Annotated in this window: 21 protein-coding genes; 16 read left to right on the plus strand and 5 right to left on the minus strand. The window is 70.0% G+C overall.

What is annotated here, in order from left to right; genetic code table 11:
* Nucleotides 1–12: 12 nt before the first annotated feature.
* Nucleotides 13–1,197 (plus strand): dihydrolipoamide acetyltransferase family protein, encoded by a 1,185-nt coding sequence (locus DEJ21_RS12185; RefSeq protein WP_375342402.1) that lies wholly within the window; start codon nt 13–15, stop codon nt 1,195–1,197.
* Between the two features lie 139 nt (nt 1,198–1,336).
* Nucleotides 1,337–1,918 carry a GNAT family N-acetyltransferase gene (locus DEJ21_RS12190; protein WP_111030920.1) on the plus strand — a complete coding sequence of 194 codons (582 nt, stop codon included), beginning with the start codon at nt 1,337–1,339 and terminating at the stop codon, nt 1,916–1,918.
* 4 nt (nt 1,919–1,922) lie between these two features.
* Here the strand turns inward: DEJ21_RS12190 and DEJ21_RS12195 are convergent, their stop codons facing one another.
* The 3 genes from DEJ21_RS12195 to DEJ21_RS12205 all read right to left on the minus strand — a co-directional run bounded on the left by DEJ21_RS12195 (nt 1,923) and on the right by DEJ21_RS12205 (nt 5,040).
* Nucleotides 1,923–2,561: an ABC transporter ATP-binding protein gene (locus DEJ21_RS12195; protein WP_111224742.1), complete on the minus strand. Its 639-nt coding sequence runs from the start codon at nt 2,559–2,561 to the stop codon at nt 1,923–1,925.
* On the minus strand, nt 2,558–4,585 hold the full coding sequence (locus tag DEJ21_RS12200; RefSeq protein ID WP_111224743.1) for a hypothetical protein: 2,028 nt from the start codon (nt 4,583–4,585) through the stop codon (nt 2,558–2,560). The genes DEJ21_RS12195 and DEJ21_RS12200 overlap by 4 nt, the downstream gene beginning before the upstream one ends.
* A gap of 62 nt (nt 4,586–4,647) precedes the next feature.
* Nucleotides 4,648–5,040, minus strand: coding sequence for a lactococcin 972 family bacteriocin (locus DEJ21_RS12205; protein WP_111104989.1), 393 nt, complete (start codon nt 5,038–5,040; stop codon nt 4,648–4,650).
* A gap of 210 nt (nt 5,041–5,250) precedes the next feature.
* Between DEJ21_RS12205 and DEJ21_RS12210 the strand changes: the two genes are divergently transcribed.
* Complete coding sequence (locus tag DEJ21_RS12210; protein ID WP_111039739.1) at nt 5,251–5,985, plus strand: GntR family transcriptional regulator; 735 nt, start codon at nt 5,251–5,253, stop codon at nt 5,983–5,985.
* Between the two features lie 78 nt (nt 5,986–6,063).
* On the opposite strand, the gene DEJ21_RS12215 is transcribed toward DEJ21_RS12210, so the two are convergent.
* Nucleotides 6,064–6,516 (minus strand): glucose PTS transporter subunit IIA, encoded by a 453-nt coding sequence (locus tag DEJ21_RS12215; protein ID WP_111224744.1) that lies wholly within the window; start codon nt 6,514–6,516, stop codon nt 6,064–6,066.
* A complete protein-coding gene (locus tag DEJ21_RS12220; protein ID WP_017886464.1) occupies nt 6,513–6,749 on the minus strand; it encodes a PTS transporter subunit EIIB in 237 nt (78 codons plus the stop codon). The genes DEJ21_RS12215 and DEJ21_RS12220 overlap by 4 nt, the downstream gene beginning before the upstream one ends.
* 178 nt (nt 6,750–6,927) lie before the next feature.
* Between DEJ21_RS12220 and DEJ21_RS12225 the strand changes: the two genes are divergently transcribed.
* The 13 genes from DEJ21_RS12225 (at nt 6,928) to DEJ21_RS12285 (ending at nt 18,985) form a co-directional block, all read left to right on the plus strand.
* The gene (locus DEJ21_RS12225) at nt 6,928–8,196 is read left to right on the plus strand and encodes a PTS transporter subunit EIIC (RefSeq protein ID WP_111039738.1); all 1,269 of its coding nucleotides are present in this window, start codon (nt 6,928–6,930) and stop codon (nt 8,194–8,196) included.
* Between the two features lie 127 nt (nt 8,197–8,323).
* Nucleotides 8,324–9,238, plus strand: a complete 915-nt coding sequence (locus DEJ21_RS12230) for a metal ABC transporter solute-binding protein, Zn/Mn family (protein ID WP_111224745.1) — start codon at nt 8,324–8,326, stop codon at nt 9,236–9,238.
* Nucleotides 9,239–9,285: 47 nt separating this feature from the next.
* Nucleotides 9,286–10,131, plus strand: a complete 846-nt coding sequence (locus DEJ21_RS12235) for a metal ABC transporter ATP-binding protein (RefSeq protein ID WP_051596603.1) — start codon at nt 9,286–9,288, stop codon at nt 10,129–10,131.
* Complete coding sequence (locus DEJ21_RS12240; RefSeq protein ID WP_111224746.1) at nt 10,131–11,069, plus strand: metal ABC transporter permease; 939 nt, start codon at nt 10,131–10,133, stop codon at nt 11,067–11,069. Before DEJ21_RS12235 ends, DEJ21_RS12240 begins: the two co-directional genes overlap by 1 nt.
* On the plus strand, nt 11,066–11,491 hold the full coding sequence (locus DEJ21_RS12245; RefSeq protein WP_027464954.1) for a Fur family transcriptional regulator: 426 nt from the start codon (nt 11,066–11,068) through the stop codon (nt 11,489–11,491). Before DEJ21_RS12240 ends, DEJ21_RS12245 begins: the two co-directional genes overlap by 4 nt.
* Before the next feature lie 10 nt (nt 11,492–11,501).
* Nucleotides 11,502–12,197 (plus strand): alpha/beta fold hydrolase, encoded by a 696-nt coding sequence (locus tag DEJ21_RS12250; protein WP_111224747.1) that lies wholly within the window; start codon nt 11,502–11,504, stop codon nt 12,195–12,197.
* A 92-nt stretch (nt 12,198–12,289) separates the two neighbouring features.
* Complete coding sequence (locus tag DEJ21_RS12255) at nt 12,290–13,771, plus strand: lipase maturation factor family protein (protein WP_111224748.1); 1,482 nt, start codon at nt 12,290–12,292, stop codon at nt 13,769–13,771.
* A 384-nt stretch (nt 13,772–14,155) separates the two neighbouring features.
* Nucleotides 14,156–14,392 (plus strand): 50S ribosomal protein L28, encoded by a 237-nt coding sequence (gene rpmB / locus DEJ21_RS12260; RefSeq protein ID WP_027464952.1) that lies wholly within the window; start codon nt 14,156–14,158, stop codon nt 14,390–14,392.
* Nucleotides 14,392–14,562 carry a 50S ribosomal protein L33 gene (gene rpmG / locus DEJ21_RS12265; protein ID WP_017886456.1) on the plus strand — a complete coding sequence of 57 codons (171 nt, stop codon included), beginning with the start codon at nt 14,392–14,394 and terminating at the stop codon, nt 14,560–14,562. Before rpmB ends, rpmG begins: the two co-directional genes overlap by 1 nt.
* Before the next feature lie 2 nt (nt 14,563–14,564).
* On the plus strand, nt 14,565–14,870 hold the full coding sequence (gene rpsN, locus DEJ21_RS12270; protein ID WP_017886455.1) for a 30S ribosomal protein S14: 306 nt from the start codon (nt 14,565–14,567) through the stop codon (nt 14,868–14,870).
* A gap of 290 nt (nt 14,871–15,160) precedes the next feature.
* Entirely contained in the window at nt 15,161–15,448 is a 288-nt protein-coding gene (locus tag DEJ21_RS12275; RefSeq protein ID WP_017886454.1) for an HU family DNA-binding protein, read from the plus strand.
* Between the two features lie 163 nt (nt 15,449–15,611).
* The gene (locus DEJ21_RS12280) at nt 15,612–17,654 is read left to right on the plus strand and encodes a cytochrome c oxidase assembly protein (RefSeq protein WP_111224749.1); all 2,043 of its coding nucleotides are present in this window, start codon (nt 15,612–15,614) and stop codon (nt 17,652–17,654) included.
* The gene (locus tag DEJ21_RS12285) at nt 17,651–18,985 is read left to right on the plus strand and encodes an ATP-dependent RecD-like DNA helicase (protein WP_111224750.1); all 1,335 of its coding nucleotides are present in this window, start codon (nt 17,651–17,653) and stop codon (nt 18,983–18,985) included. Before DEJ21_RS12280 ends, DEJ21_RS12285 begins: the two co-directional genes overlap by 4 nt.
* Nucleotides 18,986–19,097 lie beyond the last annotated feature (112 nt).

The raw sequence follows: 19,097 nt of genomic DNA on the forward strand, positions 1-19,097 counted from the left end.
TCTGTCGCAACGATCTCGGTCAGTTCGACGCCGAGGTCCTTCGCGAGCTTCCGGATCGGCGGCGTTGTCAGCACGTTGGTCGCGGTCGACGCTTCCGTCCAGGGCACGGACGAGTCCTCCGGTGCCGTCCTCGTCGGCTACGGATCGGCGACCTCGTCGCCCTCCCGTCGCAAGCCGGGCGCCCGCCGGGCCGCAGCGCTCGCGGCCGAGGCGAGCCGCGCCTCCAGTGTGGACACCGCCGCGGCGGCCGAAGCCTCCGTCGACCCGGGCGAGGAGAGCACCGCCGAGGCGATCAGCGCGCTCGGCACGGGCTCCGCGCACAAGCAGAGCACCGCGACCAACGTGCTGGCAAAGCCGCCGATCCGGAAGCTCGCGAAGGACCTCGGCGTCGAACTGACCGAGATCGTCGCGACCGGTCTGGCCGGCGAGGTCACCCGCGACGACGTCATCCGGCACGCGAAGCAGGCCAGCGTCTTCCGGAACATCGAGACGCCCGAGTGGGGCGAGGTCCGCAGCGAGACGATCCCGGTCAAGGGCGTCCGCAAGGCCATCGCGACCGCGATGACCACGTCCGCGTTCACGGCACCGCACGTGTCGCTGTTCGTCGACGTCGACGCGACCCACACGATGGAGTTCGTCAAGCGGCTCAAGGCCTCGCCGACGTTCGCGGGCGTCAAGGTCTCGCCGCTGCTCATCGTCGCGAAGGCCGTCATCTGGGCCGTCCGTCGGAACCGCTCGGTGAACTCGACCTGGACCGACCGCGAGATCATCGTCCACCACTTCGTGAACCTCGGCATCGCCGCGGCGACCCCGCGCGGGCTCATCGTGCCGAACATCAAGGACGCGCAGGACATGTCGCTGCTCGAGCTGGCACAGGCGCTCGAGGAGCTCACCCTGACCGCCCGCGACGGCAAGACCACGCCGAAGCAGATGGCGAACGGCACCGTGTCGATCACGAACATCGGTGTGTTCGGCATGGACACGGGGACCCCGATCCTCAACCCGGGAGAGGTCGCGATCGTCGCCATGGGCACGATCAAGCCGAAGCCGTGGGTCGTCGACGGCGAGGTCCGCTCGCGCATGGTGACCACCATCGGTGCGTCGTTCGACCACCGTGTCGTCGACGGTGACGTGGCGTCCCGCTTCGTGCACGACGTCGCCTCGGTGCTCGAGGAGCCCGCGCTCCTGCTCGACTAGCGTCGGTCGTTCCGCTTCGTGAGCAGAAGTGGTCGGGTTGCTTCGAGCCACTCGACCATTCCTGCTCACCATCTGCGGGCTTCCGCAAACGTCGCGTGGTGTTCACACGGATGTCGGGGGTCGGCGGCATGATCGGTGCATGGTCCACCAGCTCCTGACCCCCTCGCAGGAGATCCGAACGGATCGCCTCCTGCTCACCCCGCTGACCCCGGCTGACATCGACGACGTGCACGCGCTCTTCTCGGACGCCCGCACGTGGCAGCACCTGCCCACGGGTCGGCACGTGGCGCGGAGTTCGAGCGTGGACATGGTGCAGCGCAAGATCGGCGGTCGTGCACGCCACGGCCTCGGGTCCTGGGCGGTCCGCAGCGCCTCCGACCACGCCTTCGTCGGTGTGGGCGGGGTCGACATGACCGCCGGTGGGGTCTGGAACCTCGGCTACCGCCTGGCGCCCGCGGCATGGGGGCAGGGCTTCGCGTCCGAGATCGCCCTCGCTGCCGTGCGGGCCGCCGCCGACACCGCTCCGGACGTCCCGGTGACCGGCCGGGTCCTCACGAACAACCCTGCTTCTGCAGCCGTGCTGCGTCGTGCGGGGCTGTCGCTGGTGTGGCAGGGGGCTCCCGCCGCGCAGAACCGTGCTGCCGCCGGCGTCGAGGGGCAGGTCTGGACCGATCGGCTGCTCTCCGACGAACAGTTCGCCTGGCTCGTCGCCAACGCCTGACCCGTCAGCGAGCGGGTCCGCCGAGCGTGATGCTCCGTGCGGCGCGCGCTTCGACCGATGACGAGTGCGTCGCGATCAGGACGGCCGCTCCGTCGACCGCCAGCTCGTCCAGCAGGTCGAGCACCATCGCGGCGTTGCCGTCGTCGAGGGCACTCGTCGGCTCGTCGGCGAGGATGACCGACGGACGCTTCACCAGGAGCCGCGCCATCGCGACGCGTTGCTGCTCGCCGCCGCTGAGTTCGTGGACGCGGTCCGTTCCGCGTCCGGCCAGACCGACACGGTCCAGGGCCTCACCCGTCCGGATGCCTCGGTGTCTGCGCCGTCCGTCCGGCAGGCGAACCACGTCGACGTTCGACTGGACCGTCATGTCGGGTACCAACCCGAAGTCCTGGAACAGGTACCCGAGGTGGCGCCGCCGGATCAGTCGTGCCCGCCGCTCGTTCGAGCCCGCCGACTCACCGTTGATCCGGATCGTGCCGCCGTCGAGCGCATCGACGTGCCCGACACAGTCGAGGAGCGTCGACTTCCCGCAGCCGCTCGGCCCGACCAAGCCGACGATCTCCCCGCCTGCCACCTCGAACGTCAGGTCGTGCCACAGTGCACGGCCTCCGCGACGCTTCGATGCGTTCCGTACCTCGATCATCGTGATCCGTTCCCTCGTTTGCGTGCAGTGCTCCGTGCCGTGACGGCCAGGACGACGAGGTTGGTGGCGCTCACCGCCGCGAGCGTCACGAGTGCGAGCGCCCCGGCGACTCCGGCCGACTGCGCGACCGGGTCGAGCGCCGATCTGAGCCCGCTTCCGTCCGGGCGTTGCGACCACCAGGTGTTGACGACGGCGATGACGGCGATCGAGACCAGACCTGCTTCGATCGTCAGCAGGCCAGCATCGGTGCGGACGGGCGAGACGCCACTGGTGAACTTCGCGAACAGCGCACGGCCGTGACGGCGTCGGTGCGCGATCGTGGCGACCATCCCGAGCATGACGCTGACGGCGAGGGTGCTGACCAGGGTGCCCGTCCCGATCGCCACTGCCGTCGCTGCGTGCCGTGCCTGTTCCGCCGCAGACTGACCCACCGCGACGACCGCGCTGAACTCGGCGCGGAGGCCCGACGCGCCGATCGACCGCTCGGCGGCAGCACGGGACGTGAAGACGACGTCTCCGGTCGACAACCACGATCCGAGTTCATCGGCCGAGAAGACGTCGACCGGCGTGGGGACGACCACGATCACGGCATCGTCGAGCCACGCGCGCGACGACGCGTCGTCCGGGTACGAGTAGACCTGCTGGCGGGCCAGCGTGCCGCCGGTGACGTGCTCGAGGAGGGCGTTGGGTGCATCCCGCAACTGCCAGTCGGTCAGACCCGCGACGAGCCGCTCGCGGGAGAGGTCACTGTCGGCAGGCATCCACACGGCGATCTCCGCGCCGTCGGTGGTGATGCGGGCCCCGTCCTCGGAACGGACGTCCTGCAGGGCGAGGTAGCCCTGGTCGACGACGAGCGCAGGAACCATCGACTTCCCTCGGCCACTCGACACCTCGACCGCAGCGGCGAGGAACGCATCACGCCGCTCGAGTGCCCCGCCGGCGAAGTCACCGATGCGGTCCCAGTAGGCCTGCTCCTCGACCGGGCGGGGATCAGGGGTGACCCAGAGCTGGACGGTTTCGCCGGCCGCCCGAAGATCCCGTTCTGCCGTTCCCTGTCGCGCGGTGGTCACCGCCCCGGTCAGTTCGAAGACGGCCGCGACGAGCAACAGGAGCGTGGGCACCCGTGCGATCTGTGCGACGAGCAGGAGCGCGCCCGCTGGTCGAGCGCCCCGCAGTGCGCCGGCCAACGGCTGTCGACACGCGACCACCGTGCCGATCGTGTGCGCGACGACGACCGGTACGAGCAGCCCCACGCAGAACACCGAGATCGCGGAGGCGAGGGTCGCCGCCGAAGCGAGCCCGTTGTAGAACCAGAGCCCGGTGGCCGCGACGGGTACCCCGATGACGGTGACGAGCATGGCGGTCCGGAGCTCAGCCAGCTCCTGGACAACGATGGCGGCTGTGGTGTCTCCGTGCAGTCGGCGGACTGCGCTGCGGCGCGGGGCCCCGACGGTCGTCATCAGGCAGAGCGCCACGCATCCCGAGACGAGTGCTCCGACCAGGGCCAAGGTCTGATCCAAGCCGTCGGTGACTCCGATTCGGTGCAGGAGCGGCACGCGCTCCACGCTGACCTCGTACCCGGCGTCTGTCAGTGCGCTCACGACGGCTCGCCGAGCGTCGTCGTCCCCGAAGACCGAGTACGAGCCGGTCGGGTCGAACTGGTCGAGTTCCGACATCGGACGGACGGTGGTGACCATCGACCTCGTGAAGTCCTCGTACCCGTCGAGGAGCCAGCCGGCTCCGCGGCTCGAGGGAGCGTCGGTGACGAGCGCCACGCGCCGCGTCGTCGGAGCTTCGCGGTCCGCCACCACCCGGGCGATCGTCGCGTGCTCGGCCTCGGCGACCTGCTCGAGTGCGGTCGCGACCCGCTGGTTCGATCCGGTCTCAGCACCGGCGGCAGCGGTCACCACGGACGAGGCGCCCACGATGCCGGCTTCACTGACCTGCACCAGGCCGATGAAGCCCAGGACGGAAGCCAGGAGGGGCGGGACGAGGTAGGCGAGCGTCACCGATCGGATGTTCATGGTCCCCCTTGCGGCGAGCGTGAGCCCGAGCGGACGGTCTCTCGGACCGCCCGCTCCCGGTCTCAGCAGTTGTGGTAGTACGCCTTGTTGCCGCTGCGCGCCTTCGGTGTCATCGCCATCGCGTACCGGCCGCCTGGCACGTTCGTGACGCGCTTCGACTTCTTGCCGACCGCGGTCGCGCCGTGGCACCGCTTCTCGCGGAAGTAGTTCGACCAGGTGTCGTCCTTGCCGACGCCCCATTGCCAGAAGCTCCCGCCCCCGCCGTCGTTGTCGGTACCGATGCCGCTGGTCTCACCGCTCGCACTTGCGCCGGAAGCAGCGACGGCCACTCCGCCGGCTTCCGACCCTGATCCCATGACCTCGAACTGCGCAGCTGAAGCCGCCGTCGCAGTGCCCGTGATCAGGCCGACGGTGAGACCGAGGCCGACGAGCATCTTCGTTCTGGACTTGTGCATGACTGTTTCCTCCCATGTGCCCCCCCCCCGATGAGGCTCGACCGATCGTGGCAGCGGTGCAGCACTGATGTCAAGAATCTGAAATGCATGTTCCACCGCGGCAGGGATCGCCGACGTTGGTCTTCCCGGCCTGACTCGCTACTGTGATGGGAACTGGTCATGTCCGCGCATGACCACCGCCCAGGACCAGCAACGGAGCACGAGGGACGCATGACGAGTCGCATCACCGAGGGTGCCGAACCGAAGCACCAACAGCTGCGGCGCATCCTGCTCGACCTCGTCACCACGCGACTGGCTCCCGGTGCCGCGATCCCGTCCGAACGCCAGCTCATCGCCGAGTACGGCGTCTCGCGGATCACCGTGCGTGAAGCCCTCGGGCAGCTGGTCAACGAGGGCTACCTGGAGCGCGTCCGCGGCAAGGGCACCTTCGTGGCGCACCGGCCCGTGCAGTCGACGCTGCACCTCGCCTCGTTCACCGAGGAGATGCGGGCCATGGGGCACGAGCCGACCACCGTGGTGCTCGTGCGCGAAGAGCGGGTACCGCCGGCCGACACCGCCGCGGCCCTGCGGATCGACCCGGACGTGCCGGCCTTCCACGTGAAGCGCCTGCGGATGGCCGATGGTGCCCCGGTGTCGATCGACGACGCCTGGCTCGTGGCCGACGCGTTCCCGGGTCTGCTCGAGCACGACCTGTCGGGGTCGGTGTACTCGATCATCGCCACGGAGTACGGCACCCCGATCGACCGCGCGCAGCAGACCGTCGCGGCGAACCCGGCGGCCGACGACGTCGCGACCCTGCTCGGGACGAAGACCGGAGCACCGGTCCTCGAGTTCGACCGGGTGTCGTACGCGGGGGAACGACCCGTGGAGCACACCCGCAGCTGGTACCGATCGGACCGCTACCGGGTGCAGATGGAGGTCACCGCGACCCCCGCGGTCGCGTAGTCCGCCCGACAACACGAAAGCGACTGTGTGCTGCCGTTGTTCCGCAGCACACAGTCGCTCTCGAAGGGGGAAGTGGCCCTAGACCTCGAAGAGGGTGTCGCCGTCGAGCACCGTGGTGCCGACCGTCCCCTGGTCGACGCTGTCCGGCGTCGAGCCGAGCACGACGACCGGGCAGATCGGCGAGTACCCGGCGGCCGAGATGACCGAGGGGGTGAACCGGACGACGGGGTCACCGGCGGTGACGGTGTCGCCCTCGGTCGCGAGGAGTTCGAAGCCCTCGCCGGAGAGTTTCACGGTGTCGATGCCGACGTGCACCAGGACGTCGGTGCCAGCGGCGCCCTGCAGGGCGAACGCGTGCGGGTGCAGCTTGACGATGGTGCCGTCGACCGGGGCCACCGCGGTGATCGCACCCTCGACGCCCGTCGGGTCGACCGCGACGCCGGCGCCGACCAGCTGCACGGCGAACACCGGGTCGGGCACGTCGGCGAGGGCGACGACCGGGCCGCCGAACGGGGTGCGGACGACGGTCACAGTTCGTCCTGGATGTCCTGGGCGAGGTTGTCGGCGACCGTGCCGACGATGACCTGCCAGCCGGTGCCGCCTCCGACGACGGCCTGGGCTCCGGCTGCCTGCAGGGCGGCCTTGTCGACCAGGTCCCCGTCCTCGACCTCGACGCGGAGGCGCGTGATGCAGCCCTCGACCTCTTCGATGTTCTCGGCACCGCCGAGTGCGGCGATGATGTCGGCTGCCTTGATGTCGGCCATCGTTTCCTCCTCGTTAAGGGTTTGCGTCGCAGGTTGACACCGGACCGCTCTCGGATCAGACTACGGAACTGGTCATGACCGGACAGGACCGGACCTGGCGACACCGCCGAGGTTACCTGCGCTGGCTGCACGACTCAACTCACCCCGACAGCTCCACCCAATGACGAGAGGACCTCCGATGAGCGCCACCACTGCCACGGATGTGCCGGAGAAGAAGAAGCCGAAGAAGCAGTCACGGCTGTTCGCACAGGCCCAGCGCCTCGGACGGAGCCTGCTCCTGCCGATCGCGGTCATGCCTGCAGCGGGCATCCTGCTCCGCATCGGCCAGCCCGACCTCCTCGGGGCGATCCCCGGCTTCGGCCAGTGGGCCGGAGTCATCTCGGCGGCCGGCAACGGTGTCTTCAACTGGCTGCCGCTGCTCTTCGCGGTGGGCATCGCGATCGGCTGGGCGAAGAAGTCCGACGGCACCACCGCGCTCGCGGCGGTCGTCGGCTACATGGTCATGTTCGAGGTCTGGAAGGTGATGTCGCCGATCGTCCTCGACGGCGTGAAGGACGCCAACGGCGACCAGGCGATGATCAACTTCGGGGTGCTCGGCGGCATCGTGATGGGGCTCGTCTCCGCGGTCATGTGGGAGAAGTTCCACCGCACGAAGATGCCCGACTTCCTCGGGTTCTTCTCGGGCCGTCGCCTCGTCCCCATCCTCACCGCGGTCGCGGGTCTCGTCATCGCCGTCGCGATGTCGTTCGTGTACCGCTACTTCGACATCGCGCTGACCGCGGCGGGGACGGCCGTGGCCGACAACGCCGTCATCGGCGGCGGCATCTTCGGCTTCGTGAACCGCATGCTCATCCCGATCGGGCTGCACCAGCTGCTCAACTTCTTCCCGTGGTTCCAGCTCGGCAGCTTCACGGGCGCGGACGGCGTGATCTACCACGGTGACATCGCGCGCTTCCTCAACGGCGACCCGACCGCCGGCATCTTCCAGACCGGCTTCTTCCCGATCATGATGTTCGCGCTGCCCGCCGGCGCCCTGGCGATCTGGCGCAACGCCAAGCCGCAGAACCGCAAGCTCGTCGGCGGCATCATGATCTCCGCCGCATTGACCTCGTTCGTCACGGGCATCACCGAGCCGCTCGAGTACTCGTTCATGTTCGTGGCGTTCCCGCTGTACATCATCCACGCGGTGCTCACGGGCACCTCCCTCGCCCTGGTGAACGCCCTCGGGATCCACGACGGGTTCTCGTTCTCGGCCGGTGCGATCGACTACGTCCTGAACTTCGGCAAGGCGGACGGTGCGATCTGGCTCATCCCGATCGGCCTCGGCTACGCGGTCGTGTACTACTTCCTGTTCAGTTTCGTGATCAAGAAGTGGAACCTCCGCACGCCCGGCCGTGAAGAGGACACGATCGCCGAGAACACGATCGACGCGGCCACCAAGCCGTAGACGCGCGTTCCGACGGGCGGGAGGCCCGGTGCCAGCTGGCACCGGGCCTCCCGTCCGTCTCCCGGTCGCGCTGAGAGCCCTCATAGCGGTTTTGACAATCGTTATCAGTAGGCGTTAGCGTCGTGCCATGCACAACCGCCTCCTCGCCCTCCCGCTCGTCGCCGGCGCCGCCGCGCTCGCCCTGACCGGGTGCGCCACCTCGTCCGCCTCGGGGGAGGCCAGCAGCAGTGACGGCACGATCAACGTCGTCGCCTCCACCAACGTCTACGGCTCGATCGTCAAGACCATCGGTGGCGACGCCGTCACCGTGACGAGCATCCTGAGCGACCCGTCGCAGGACCCGCACTCGTTCGAGTCGAGCGCCCGCACGCAGCTCTCCGTGTCCAAGGCCGACCTGCTCATCGAGAACGGCGGCGGCTACGACGACTTCATGACGACGCTCGCGAACGCCTCGGACACCAAGGCGGACACGATCAACGTCGTGAAGCTCTCCGGCCTCGACAAGGGCGGCAGCGCCGAGTTCAACGAGCACGTCTTCTACAGCTACCCGACGATGGTGAAGCTGGTCGAGGCGGTCACGAAGGACCTCAGCGCGCTCGACGAGAGCGGCAAGGACGCCTTCGAGAAGAACGCCGCCACGCTGACCACCAAGCTCGAGGACCTCGAGTCCCAGACCGACGCCGTCAAGAAGCAGGACTCCGGCGACAAGGTGGCGTACACGGAGCCCGTGCCCGGGTACCTGTTCGACGCGATGGGCCTCGAGAACGAGACCCCGCCGGACTTCTCCGAGGCCATCGAGGAAGGCGACGACGTCCCGCCGGCGGCCCTCCGCGACACCCTCGCGCTGTTCACCGGCAAGCGCGTGCAGCTCCTCGCCTACAACAACCAGGCGTCCAGCCCCGAGACCGAGCAGGTCCAGAAGGCGGCCGAGCAGAACGACATCCCCGTCGTCGGTGTCACGGAGACGCTCCCCACGGGGCAGGATTACGTCTCGTGGCAGCAGGCGAACATCGACGCGGTGAAGGCAGCGCTCCAGAAGTGACGACCTCGACCGCAGCAGCGGCGACCCCCAGCCCGGCGACCACCACGGTGGACGACCGGGCTGCGGCTCGTCCGGTCCTCGCGCTCCGCGACGCCGGGTTGTCGTACGGCGCCCGGAAGCTCTGGGCAGGCCTCGACCTCGACCTCGCGCCGGGGGAGTTCGTCGCGGTCCTCGGTCCGAACGGCGCCGGCAAGACCTCACTGCTCCGCACGGTCCTCGGGCAGCAGCGGCTGACGAGCGGCACGATGTCGTTCCTCGGGCAGCCGGTGCACCGCGGCCACCGGAAGATCGGCTACATCCCGCAGCAGCGCCTGATGGAGGCGGGGACGCCCCTGCGCGCGCGGGACATGATCGCCCAGGGCGTGACCGGGCACCGGTGGGGGATCCGGCGGGCGTCGAAAGCCGACCGGATGCGCATCGACCGGGTCCTCGACGAGGTCGGCGCCACCGCCTTCGCGGACGCCCCCGTCGCCGAGCTCTCCGGCGGCGAGCAGCAGCGCACCCGCGTCGGGCAGGCCATCGCCGCCGACCCCGCCCTGCTGCTGTGCGACGAACCCCTCATCTCGCTCGACCTGCGGCACCAGCGCGGGATCACCGAGCTCATCGACCGCGAGCGCCGGCAGCGCGAGGCCGCCGTGCTCTTCGTGACGCACGACGTCAACCCGATCCTCGACGTCGTCGACCGGGTCCTCTACATCGCCGGCGGTCGGTTCCGGATCGGTTCACCGGACGAGGTCCTGCGTGCCGACGTGCTCAGCGACCTGTACGGCACGCCCGTCGACGTCGTCCGCACCATGGGACGCATCGTCATCGTCGGGGCCAACGAGGCCCACGAGCACCACCCGGGCGAGGTCGACCCGCACGCCGACCAGCCCGACGAAGGGCGGATCTGATGGACCTGCTGTCGACCGTCTTCTCGTTCCAGGACTACGGCGAGCTCCTCGTGCTCGTGCAGAACTCGATCTGGGCCGGCGCGGTGCTCGGCATCGTCGGCGGCCTCATCGGCCCGTTCGTCGTCGCCCGGAACATGCCGTTCGCCGTGCACGGCATCTCGGAGCTCTCGTTCGCCGGGGCCAGTGCCTCGCTGCTGCTCGGGGTGAACGTGGTGTCCGGATCGCTCGTCGGGTCGGTCATCGCCGCCCTGCTCATCGGTCTCCTCGGGTCGCGTGCCCGGGAACGCAACTCGATCATCGCCGTCCTCATGCCGTTCGGGCTCGGGCTCGGCATCCTCTGCCTGGCGCTCTACAAGGGCCGGGCCGCCAACAAGTTCGGGCTGCTCACCGGGCAGATCGTCTCGGTCGACAACCCGCAGCTGACGTTCCTGATCGTGGTCGCCGCGATCGTCGTGGCGACGCTGCTCGTCATCTGGCGCCCGCTGATGTTCGCCTCGGTCGACCCCGACGTGGCTGCGGCCGCGGGGATCCCGGTGCGGACCCTCGCGATCGTGTTCATGCTCGTGCTCGGACTGGCCACCGCCGTGTCGGTGCAGATCGTCGGAGCGTTGCTCGTGCTGTCCCTGCTCGTCACCCCGGCGGCCGCGGCCCTGCGCCTCAGCTCGCACCCGGTCGTCGTGCCGGTGCTGTCGACGGTGTTCGCGGTGACGTCGGTCGTCGGTGGCATCCTGCTCGCACTGGGCGGCGGCCTGCCGATCAGCCCGTACGTGACGACCATCTCGTTCGCGATCTGGGTGGTCTGCCGGATCATCGGGTCGCGACGCGACAAGCGGGGACGCAACCGCGTCGCCGGCCGGAGCCAGCGTGGCGGGGGCGAGCCGGGCCTCCAGACAGGGACGACGTCGACAGCCGGTCGGAAGGAAGAGGTGCCAGCATGAACGCCGTGCAGAAGACCAAGCGGAACACGTGGCAGCGCGAAGCGGTGCGCGGAGCCCTCGACTCGACCGAGGGGTTCGTCAGTGCGCAGGCGCTGCACCAGCACCTGCGGGACGAGGGATCGACCATCGGTCTGGCCACCGTCTACCGGGCGCTCGCCGACCTGGCCACCGAGGGTGACGCCGACTCGCTGCAGCAGGACGGCGAATCGCTGTACCGGGCGTGCACGACGGACGCGCACCACCACCACCTGATCTGCCGGAACTGCGGCCGGACCGTCGAGATCGAGGCGGACCCCGTGGAGCAGTGGGCGCAGGACGTCGCTGCCGCCAACGGGTTCACCAACGCCAGCCACGTCGTCGACATCTTCGGCGAGTGCGCCGTCTGCACGGCCGCCCGCGCGACCGCCGCCACCGACGAGTAACCTGCCCCGCATGCACGTCATCCTGGTCCCCGGGTTCTGGCTCGACGCGAGCGCGTGGGACAACGTCGCCCCGGTGCTCCGGGAAGCCGGGCACTCGGTGCAGGCCGTCACGCGCGACGGTGACACGCTCGACGAGCAGGTCGCCGCGCTGGTCGCGATCCTGGACGACGTCGCGTCCGCCGATGAACCCGTCGTGCTCGCCGGGCACTCGGGTGCCGGGCCGATCGCGTACATGGCCGCCGACCAGCGCCCGTCGCTCGTCGCGCACCTGCTCTACGTCGACACGTTCCCGGGGCCCGAGGGCGGGTGCGTCAACGACGAGCTGCCCGTGGTCGACGGGGTCGTACCGCTGCCGTCGTGGGACATCTGGGAACCCGCCACCGTCCGGGGCATGACGCCCGAGGTCCGGCAGGACGTCGAGCACCGGGCGATCCCCGAGCCGGCCTCGGTGCCGTCGGACCGGTTCCACTACGCCGACCCCGCACGGCACACGATCCCCGCGACGATCATCACCTGCGAGATCCCCGCCGCAGAGCTGCTGGCGATGGTGGCGGACCACCAGGCCTGGGCGGCGGAGCTCGTCGCGACCGAGGAACTCTCCATCGTCGGGCTCGAGACCGGCCACTGGCCGATGTTCACGGCGCCGCAGCAGCTCGGGGAGCTGATGGTGCAGGCGCTCGCGCCCAAGCCGACGCAGGCGCCGTAGGCCACGCACGCCGTCGGCGACGCACGCCGTCGGCGACGCGTCGGGCATGACGCCGAGACGGACCGCAGCCCGCCCCGCGTAGCGTCCCGCCCGTGGACCTCGCAGCCTGGACGCAGTGGGCCGGCGCGTCCGACTACGACGTCGCCCGGTTCGTGCTGCAGCGCGGCGTCGCGGCGATCGCCTGCCTCGCCTTCCTGTCCGCCCTCGCCCAGTTCCCGGTGCTCGTCGGGGAACACGGCCTGCTCCCGGTGCCCCGGTTCATGGAGCGCCCGTACGCCCGCCGACTGCCGGTGGTCTGGCGGTGGTGGCGCTACACCGACCGACGGTTGCGGCTGCTCGCCGGCGGGGGAGCGGTGGTGTCGTTCGCCCTGGTCGTCGGTGTCCCGCAACGGGCCCCGTGGTGGGTGCCGATGCTGTGCTTCCTGCTGCTCTGGCTGGCGTACCTGTCGATCTCCGACGTCGGGCAGACCTTCTGGGCCTTCGGGTGGGAGTCCCTGCTGGTCGAGGCGCTGTTCACCGTCGCGTTCCTCGGCTCCGACGACGTCGCGCCGCCGATCGTCGTGCTCGTCGCGCTGCGGTGGCTGGTGTTCCGGCTCGAGTTCGGTGCCGGCATGATCAAGATGCGCGGGGACCGCTCCTGGCGTGACCTGACGGCGCTGTACTACCACCACGAGACGCAGCCGATGCCGAACCCGCTGTCGCGGACGGCCCACCTGCTGCCCCGCCCCGTGCACCGGTTCGAGACGCTCGGCAGCCACTTCGTGCAGCTGGTCGTGCCGTTCTTCCTCTTCGCGCCGCAGCCCGTGGCGTCGATCGCCGCCGCCTTCGTCCTGCTCACCCAGCTCTGGTTGGTGGTCTCCGGCAACTTCGCCTGGCTGAACTGGATCACCCTCGTCCTGGCCTTCGCCGCGATCGACGACCGGTCGGTGGCGGCGGTGCTGCCCTGGTTGCACGACAGCGTCGAGGCCGGGTCGACCGCGACGCCGGTCTCCTTCGTCGCGGTGACGGTCGCCGTCGGGGTGCTGCTCGCCTGGTTGTCCTGGCCGGCCGCGAAGAATCTGGTGTCGCGGCGGCAGCTCATGAACGCCTCGTTCAACCGGTGGCACCTGGCGAACGCCTACGGTGCCTTCGGCAGCGTGACGCAGCAGCGCGACGAGGTCATCGTCGAGGGGACCCTGGCCGAGGACCCGTCCGACGAGGACTGGCAACCGTACGAGTTCCGCGGCAAGCCGGGTGACCCGAGGCGTCGGCCCGGGCAGTTCGCGCCGTACCACCTGCGGCTCGACTGGCTGATGTGGTTCCTGGCCCTCGGTGCCGACGATCGGTGGTTCCGGGTGTTCGTCGTGCGGCTGCTCGAGGCCGACCGGCCCACGCTGCGGCTGCTCGCCCACGACCCGTTCGACGGGGAACCGCCGCGCTGGGTCCGTGCACGGATGTTCCACTACCGGTTCGCCACCCGGGCGGAGCGGCGGGAGACGGGCCTGTACTGGATCCGGCGGGAGCGGTACCTGCTCATGGCACCGGTCGGGCTCCCGCGCGGTCGTGCCGCGGAGGGCGGTTCGTCCACTTCGTGAGCAGGAACGGTCGGGTCGAGGTGCCCGACCCGACCGTTCCTGCTCACGATCGCGGGCGGTGGGGGCGACCAACGAGGCCACGTGAGCGGTCCGGTCTGCCGTTACGGGCCTCCAGGCCTGGCGGCGCGGCTTGCGACACGCCCGGTCCTCGCGTAACGTGGACCCCTGGTTCTCCGCGTCCGCGCGGCGGACCCGTTGTTCCAAGCCCTCCGACCGTCGCGAACGCCGCGGTCGCGCGGTGTCCGGCTCTCCTTCGACAGGGGAAGCGGACCTGGGCGGTGCACACAACCCCCTCGCACGGCCACCCCGGTGGCGGTGCGCGTGTGCACCAGGCAAGTGAACTTGGGTGCGGCCGTCCGGTCGCACGGTACTCAGGAGGAAACCATGGCAGCAGTGTGCCAGGTGACCGGCGCCGTTCCCGGCTTCGGTCACAACATCTCGCACTCGCACCGCCGGACGAAGCGTCGCTTCGACCCGAACGTGCAGAAGAAGACGTACTACGTGCCCTCGCTTCGTCGTAACGTCACGCTCACGCTCAGCGCGAAGGGCATCAAGGTGATCGACGCACGTGGCATCGAGTCCGTCGTCAAGGATCTCCTCGCCCGTGGGGAGAAGATCTGATGGCGAAAAAGGGTCAGGACATCCGTCCGATCATCAAGCTCCGCTCGACGGCGGGCACCGGGTTCACCTACGTGACCAAGAAGAACCGTCGGAACAACCCCGACCGACTCGTGCTGAAGAAGTACGACCCGGTGATCCGCAAGCACGTCGACTTCCGTGAGGAGCGCTAAGCATGGCGAAGAAGAGCAAGATCGCGAAGAACAACCAGCGTGCCGTCATCATCGCGCGCTACGCCGAGCGTCGTCTCGAGCTGAAGAAGGCCCTCGTGGACCCGAACGGCACCGACGAGTCGCGTGAGGCCGCCCGCGTGGGCCTGCAGAAGCTGCCCCGCGATGCATCGCCCATCCGCTACCGCAACCGCGACGCCATCGACGGCCGCCCCCGTGGCCACCTCGGTGAGTTCGGCATCAGCCGTGTCCGTTTCCGTGACATGGCCCACCGCGGCGAGCTCCCCGGCATCACGAAGAGCTCCTGGTAAGCACTCGCAGTACACGACGCCCCGTCACCTCCTGGTGGCGGGGCGTTCGCTGTGTACGGGGTACATGCGAGCCGTCATTCGTCACATCTGCCCCTCCAGCACCCCCTCGGAGCCCCGACAACCCCGGAAATCCGGGCGAGTCGGCGGTTTTCACCCCTGACGGCTGGTAGGTTCAACTCCGGTTCCGCCGGGCCCTCGGCCCACTGGCACCGTGGCACGGGGCACCCGCCCCGGGCGCCGGACGACACGTGCGTCCGACCGATACTGCAAGAAGTCCGAGGAGGACATCCATGGCTGACAAGTCACTGAACCGCACCGAGCTCGTCGCTGCCGTCGCCGCTGAGTCCGGCCAGAGCCAGGCCACCGTCAACGGCGTCGTCGACGCGCTCTTCAGCGTCGTCTCGTCGTCCGTCGCCGACGGCACGAAGGTCACGATCCCCGGTTGGATCGCCTTCGAGAAGACGCACCGCGCCGCCCGCACCGGCCGCAACCCGCAGACGGGTGACGCCATCGAGATCGCCGCGAGCGACTCGGTCAAGGTCAGCGCCGGCTCGAAGCTCAAGGCTGCGGTCAAGTAAGACTGTTCCGCGCATCGGGAGGGACGGCTTCGGCCGTCCCTTTCGTCGTTCCCGGGGCGCGCGGGCGCGTGGTGCGCGGGTCCTGGCCTGGAGGCCCGTGCCGGTTTGCACAGATCGGCCCGCCCCGACCGTCGGCCGGGTGGGCACCGCCTAGGCTTGACGGGTGAATCGGATCGCGCGCATCGCCGGTCCCGCCGTGCTCCTGCTCGTCGGGTTCGTGGCGCTGCTCACGGCACTCGTCATCGGTGGGGGCGCGAACCCCGCACTCATCGCCGACCCAGGGCCCGTCGTCCGCTTCGGGCTGCCGATCGCCCGGCTCGTCGTCGACCTGTCCGCGGCCACCACGATCGGTGGGCTCGCACTGGCGACCATCAGCCTCTCGCGCTCCGGCCCCGAGTGGAACCGCGCGATCGACGTCGCCGCCGGGGCCAGTGGTGTCTGGACGGTCGCGTCGGCCGTCGCCACGTTCTGCACGTTCCTCAGCGTCGCCGGTTCGCGCATCAGCATCGACGAGCAGTTCGGGCAGTCGATGGGGGTCTTCCTCACCGGCACCGAGCTCGGGCTCGCCTGGCTCGTGACCGTCCTCGTCGCCGCGGCCGTCACGGTGCTCTGCTTCGCCGTCCGTTCGCGGGGCATGGTCGCCCTGACCGCCGGCGTCTCGATGATCGGCCTCATCCCGCTCGCGCAGCAGGGCCACGCCGCCGGCACCGCGAGCCACGACGCCGCCGTGACGGCACTGGGGCTGCACCTGGTCGGAGCCGCGCTGTGGGTCGGTGGGCTCGTCATGCTCGTGCTGCTGCGTGGGGTGCTGCCCGGCGACCGGCTGGCCGTGGTCGTGGCGCGGTACTCGAGCATCGCCCTCGGCTGTTTCGTGCTCGTCGCCGTCTCGGGCACCGCGTCGGCGCAGATCCGCGTCGGAGCGCTGTCGAACCTGTTCACCCCGTACGGCACGCTCGTCCTGGTGAAGATCGGTGCGATCGTGGCCATCGGGGTCCTCGGCGCGGTGCAGCGCCGTCGGGCAATCCGTGCGCTGACCACCTCGCCCGGTCGGCAGCGGCCCTTCTGGACCCTCATCGTCGTCGAGCTCGCGGTGATGGGTGTGGCGTCGGGGTTCGCCGCGGCACTCGGACGGACCGCCACCCCGGTCGACCAGATCGCCCTGAGCAAGACCACCGACCCGAGCCCGGCGGAGCTCCTGACCGACGACCTGCTGCCGCACGCGCCCGGTGCGTGGGGCTGGCTGACCCAGTGGAACATCGACCTGTTCTGGCTGATGGCCGCCGTGCTGCTCGCCGCGACGTACGTGGCCGGCGTCGTGCGACTACGGCGGAGCGGCGTGCGGTGGCCGGCGCGACGCTCGATCGCCGCGGCCCTGGCGATCGTGTCCCTGGTGGTCGCGACTTCGGGCTCGCTCCACCAGTACGACCGGTTCCTCGTCTCGGCGAACGTCGGTGCCCACGTGCTGCTCGGCCTGGTGGTCCCCGCCCTGGTGTGGGCGGCGGCACCGGTCGTACTGATCCGCGCTGCCGTGCACCCCCGCAGTGACGACAGCACGGGGGTGCGTGAGTGGACGGACGTCATCGTCGAGCACCCGTCCGTGCGGTACCTGGCCCAGCCGTTCCCTGCGTTCCTGCTCGCGGCGGCCTTGTGGTGGGCGTTCTTCGCCACCGACGCCGTGCGGTGGTCGGTGAGCGACCCCACCGGTCGTACCGTCAGCGACGCCGTGTTCCTGTTGGTCGGGCTGCTGGCCGTCCCGACGCTCTGCACCCCGATCCCCGCCGGGCGCCGTCGTCCGACCACGGCTGCCGCCGTCGTCCGGATCGTCGGGGCGGTGGTGATCGCAGCGGGCGCGGTCTCGCTCGGCATCGCGATGCGTGGGCCGCTCGGGCTGCTGCAGGCCTCGTGGTTCGGTGCGATGGGCCGGACGTGGGGGCCGGATCCGCTCGTCGACCAGGCCCGGGCCGGGCTCGTCCTGATCGTCGCCGGAGTGCTGCTCCTGGTGACCGTGGTCGTGGTGGTGCTCGTGCGGCTGCGGCGTGACGGCGGAGACCCGGTCGACGTCGTCGACGCAGCTGCTGCCGGCGACGCAGCTGTGGCCGGTGCGACCGTCCCCGCCGTCCCTGCTGCCCGGGCCGACCAGGACGATCTGGACTTCGATGACGGCAGCGACGACCTCGAACCATCGCCCGGGGCGGACGCCCGATGAGCATCGAGCTGAGCGACGAACAGCGCGCCGTCTTCGAGTACATCGAGCACACGCGTGACCACGTGTTCATCACCGGCCGGGCCGGCACGGGCAAGTCCACGCTGCTCAACCACCTGTCGTGGAACACCGAGAAGCAGGTCGTCATCTGCGCCCCGACGGGGGTCGCCGCGCTCAACGTCGGCGGCCAGACGATCCACTCCCTGTTCCGGCTGCCGATCGGGCTCATCGCGGACGCCGAGCTGCGGCAGGGCCCGGACACCCGCAAGCTCCTCAACACGATCGACACCCTGGTCATCGACGAGGTCTCGATGGTCAACGCCGACCTGCTCGACGGCATGGACCGGTCGCTCCGCAAGGCCCGCGGTCGGCAGTTCGAGCCGTTCGGGGGTGTGCAGGTCGTGATGTTCGGCGATCCGTACCAGCTGCCCCCGGTGCCCGGCGACGCCGACGAGCGCGCCTACTTCACCGACCACTACCGGTCGATGTGGTTCTTCGACGCCAAGGTGTGGCTCGAGGCCGAGCTCAACATCATCGAGCTCGCCACGGTGCACCGCCAGCGCGACGACGCCTTCGCCGCGATGCTCACCGCCGTCCGGCACGGCCGGGTCACCGCGGACATCGCTGAGCAGCTGAACACCGCGGGGGCCCGCCCGGCTCCGGACGACGCCATCACCCTGGCGACCCGCAACGACACGGTCGCCCGGATCAACAAGGCCGCCCTCGAACGGCTGCCCGGCAAGGTGAAGACCGCCAAGGCCGACGTGAACGGCGACTTCGGTGGACGGAACTTCCCGGCCGACGAAGCCCTCGAGCTGAAGCCCGGCGCGCACGTGATGTTCCTGCGCAACGACGCCGACCAGCGCTGGGTGAACGGCACCCTGGGCATCGTGACGGCCATCCGCGACACGGTGTGGGTCGACGTCGACGGTGAGTCGTTCGAGGTCCAGCCCTCGGTGTGGGAGAAGTTCAAGTACTCGTACGACGCGGACAAGAAGGAACTCAAGAAGGACACCGTCGGGGAGTTCCAGCAGTTCCCGCTCCGGCTCGCCTGGGCCGTGACCATCCACAAGTCGCAGGGCAGCACCTACGACCGGGCCGTGGTCGACCTCGGCAACCGGGTGTTCAGCGCGGGTCAGACGTACGTGGCGCTGTCGCGGCTGACCTCGCTCGAGGGGCTGTTCCTCACCCGGCCGCTCCGGCCGCAGGACATCATCGTCGACCTGGACGTCCGACGCTTCATGTCCGAGGCGCCCCGCATCGTCGCCACCGAGCTCGAGGCCCCGAAGCAGCAGCCGGACGCCGACTCCGACGCCGACTCCGACGCCGACTGACGCGTCCGACTGACCCGTCGGGTCCGCGTCGGCCTCACGCCGCCGGCACGCGCGCCTGCATGCCCGGACGCACACCGCCGAGCGGTCACGACTCCCCGTCGGTCCCGCGCCG

The organism is Curtobacterium sp. MCSS17_006 (genome assembly GCF_003234215.1).
Taxonomy (GTDB): Bacteria; Actinomycetota; Actinomycetes; order Actinomycetales; family Microbacteriaceae; genus Curtobacterium; species Curtobacterium flaccumfaciens.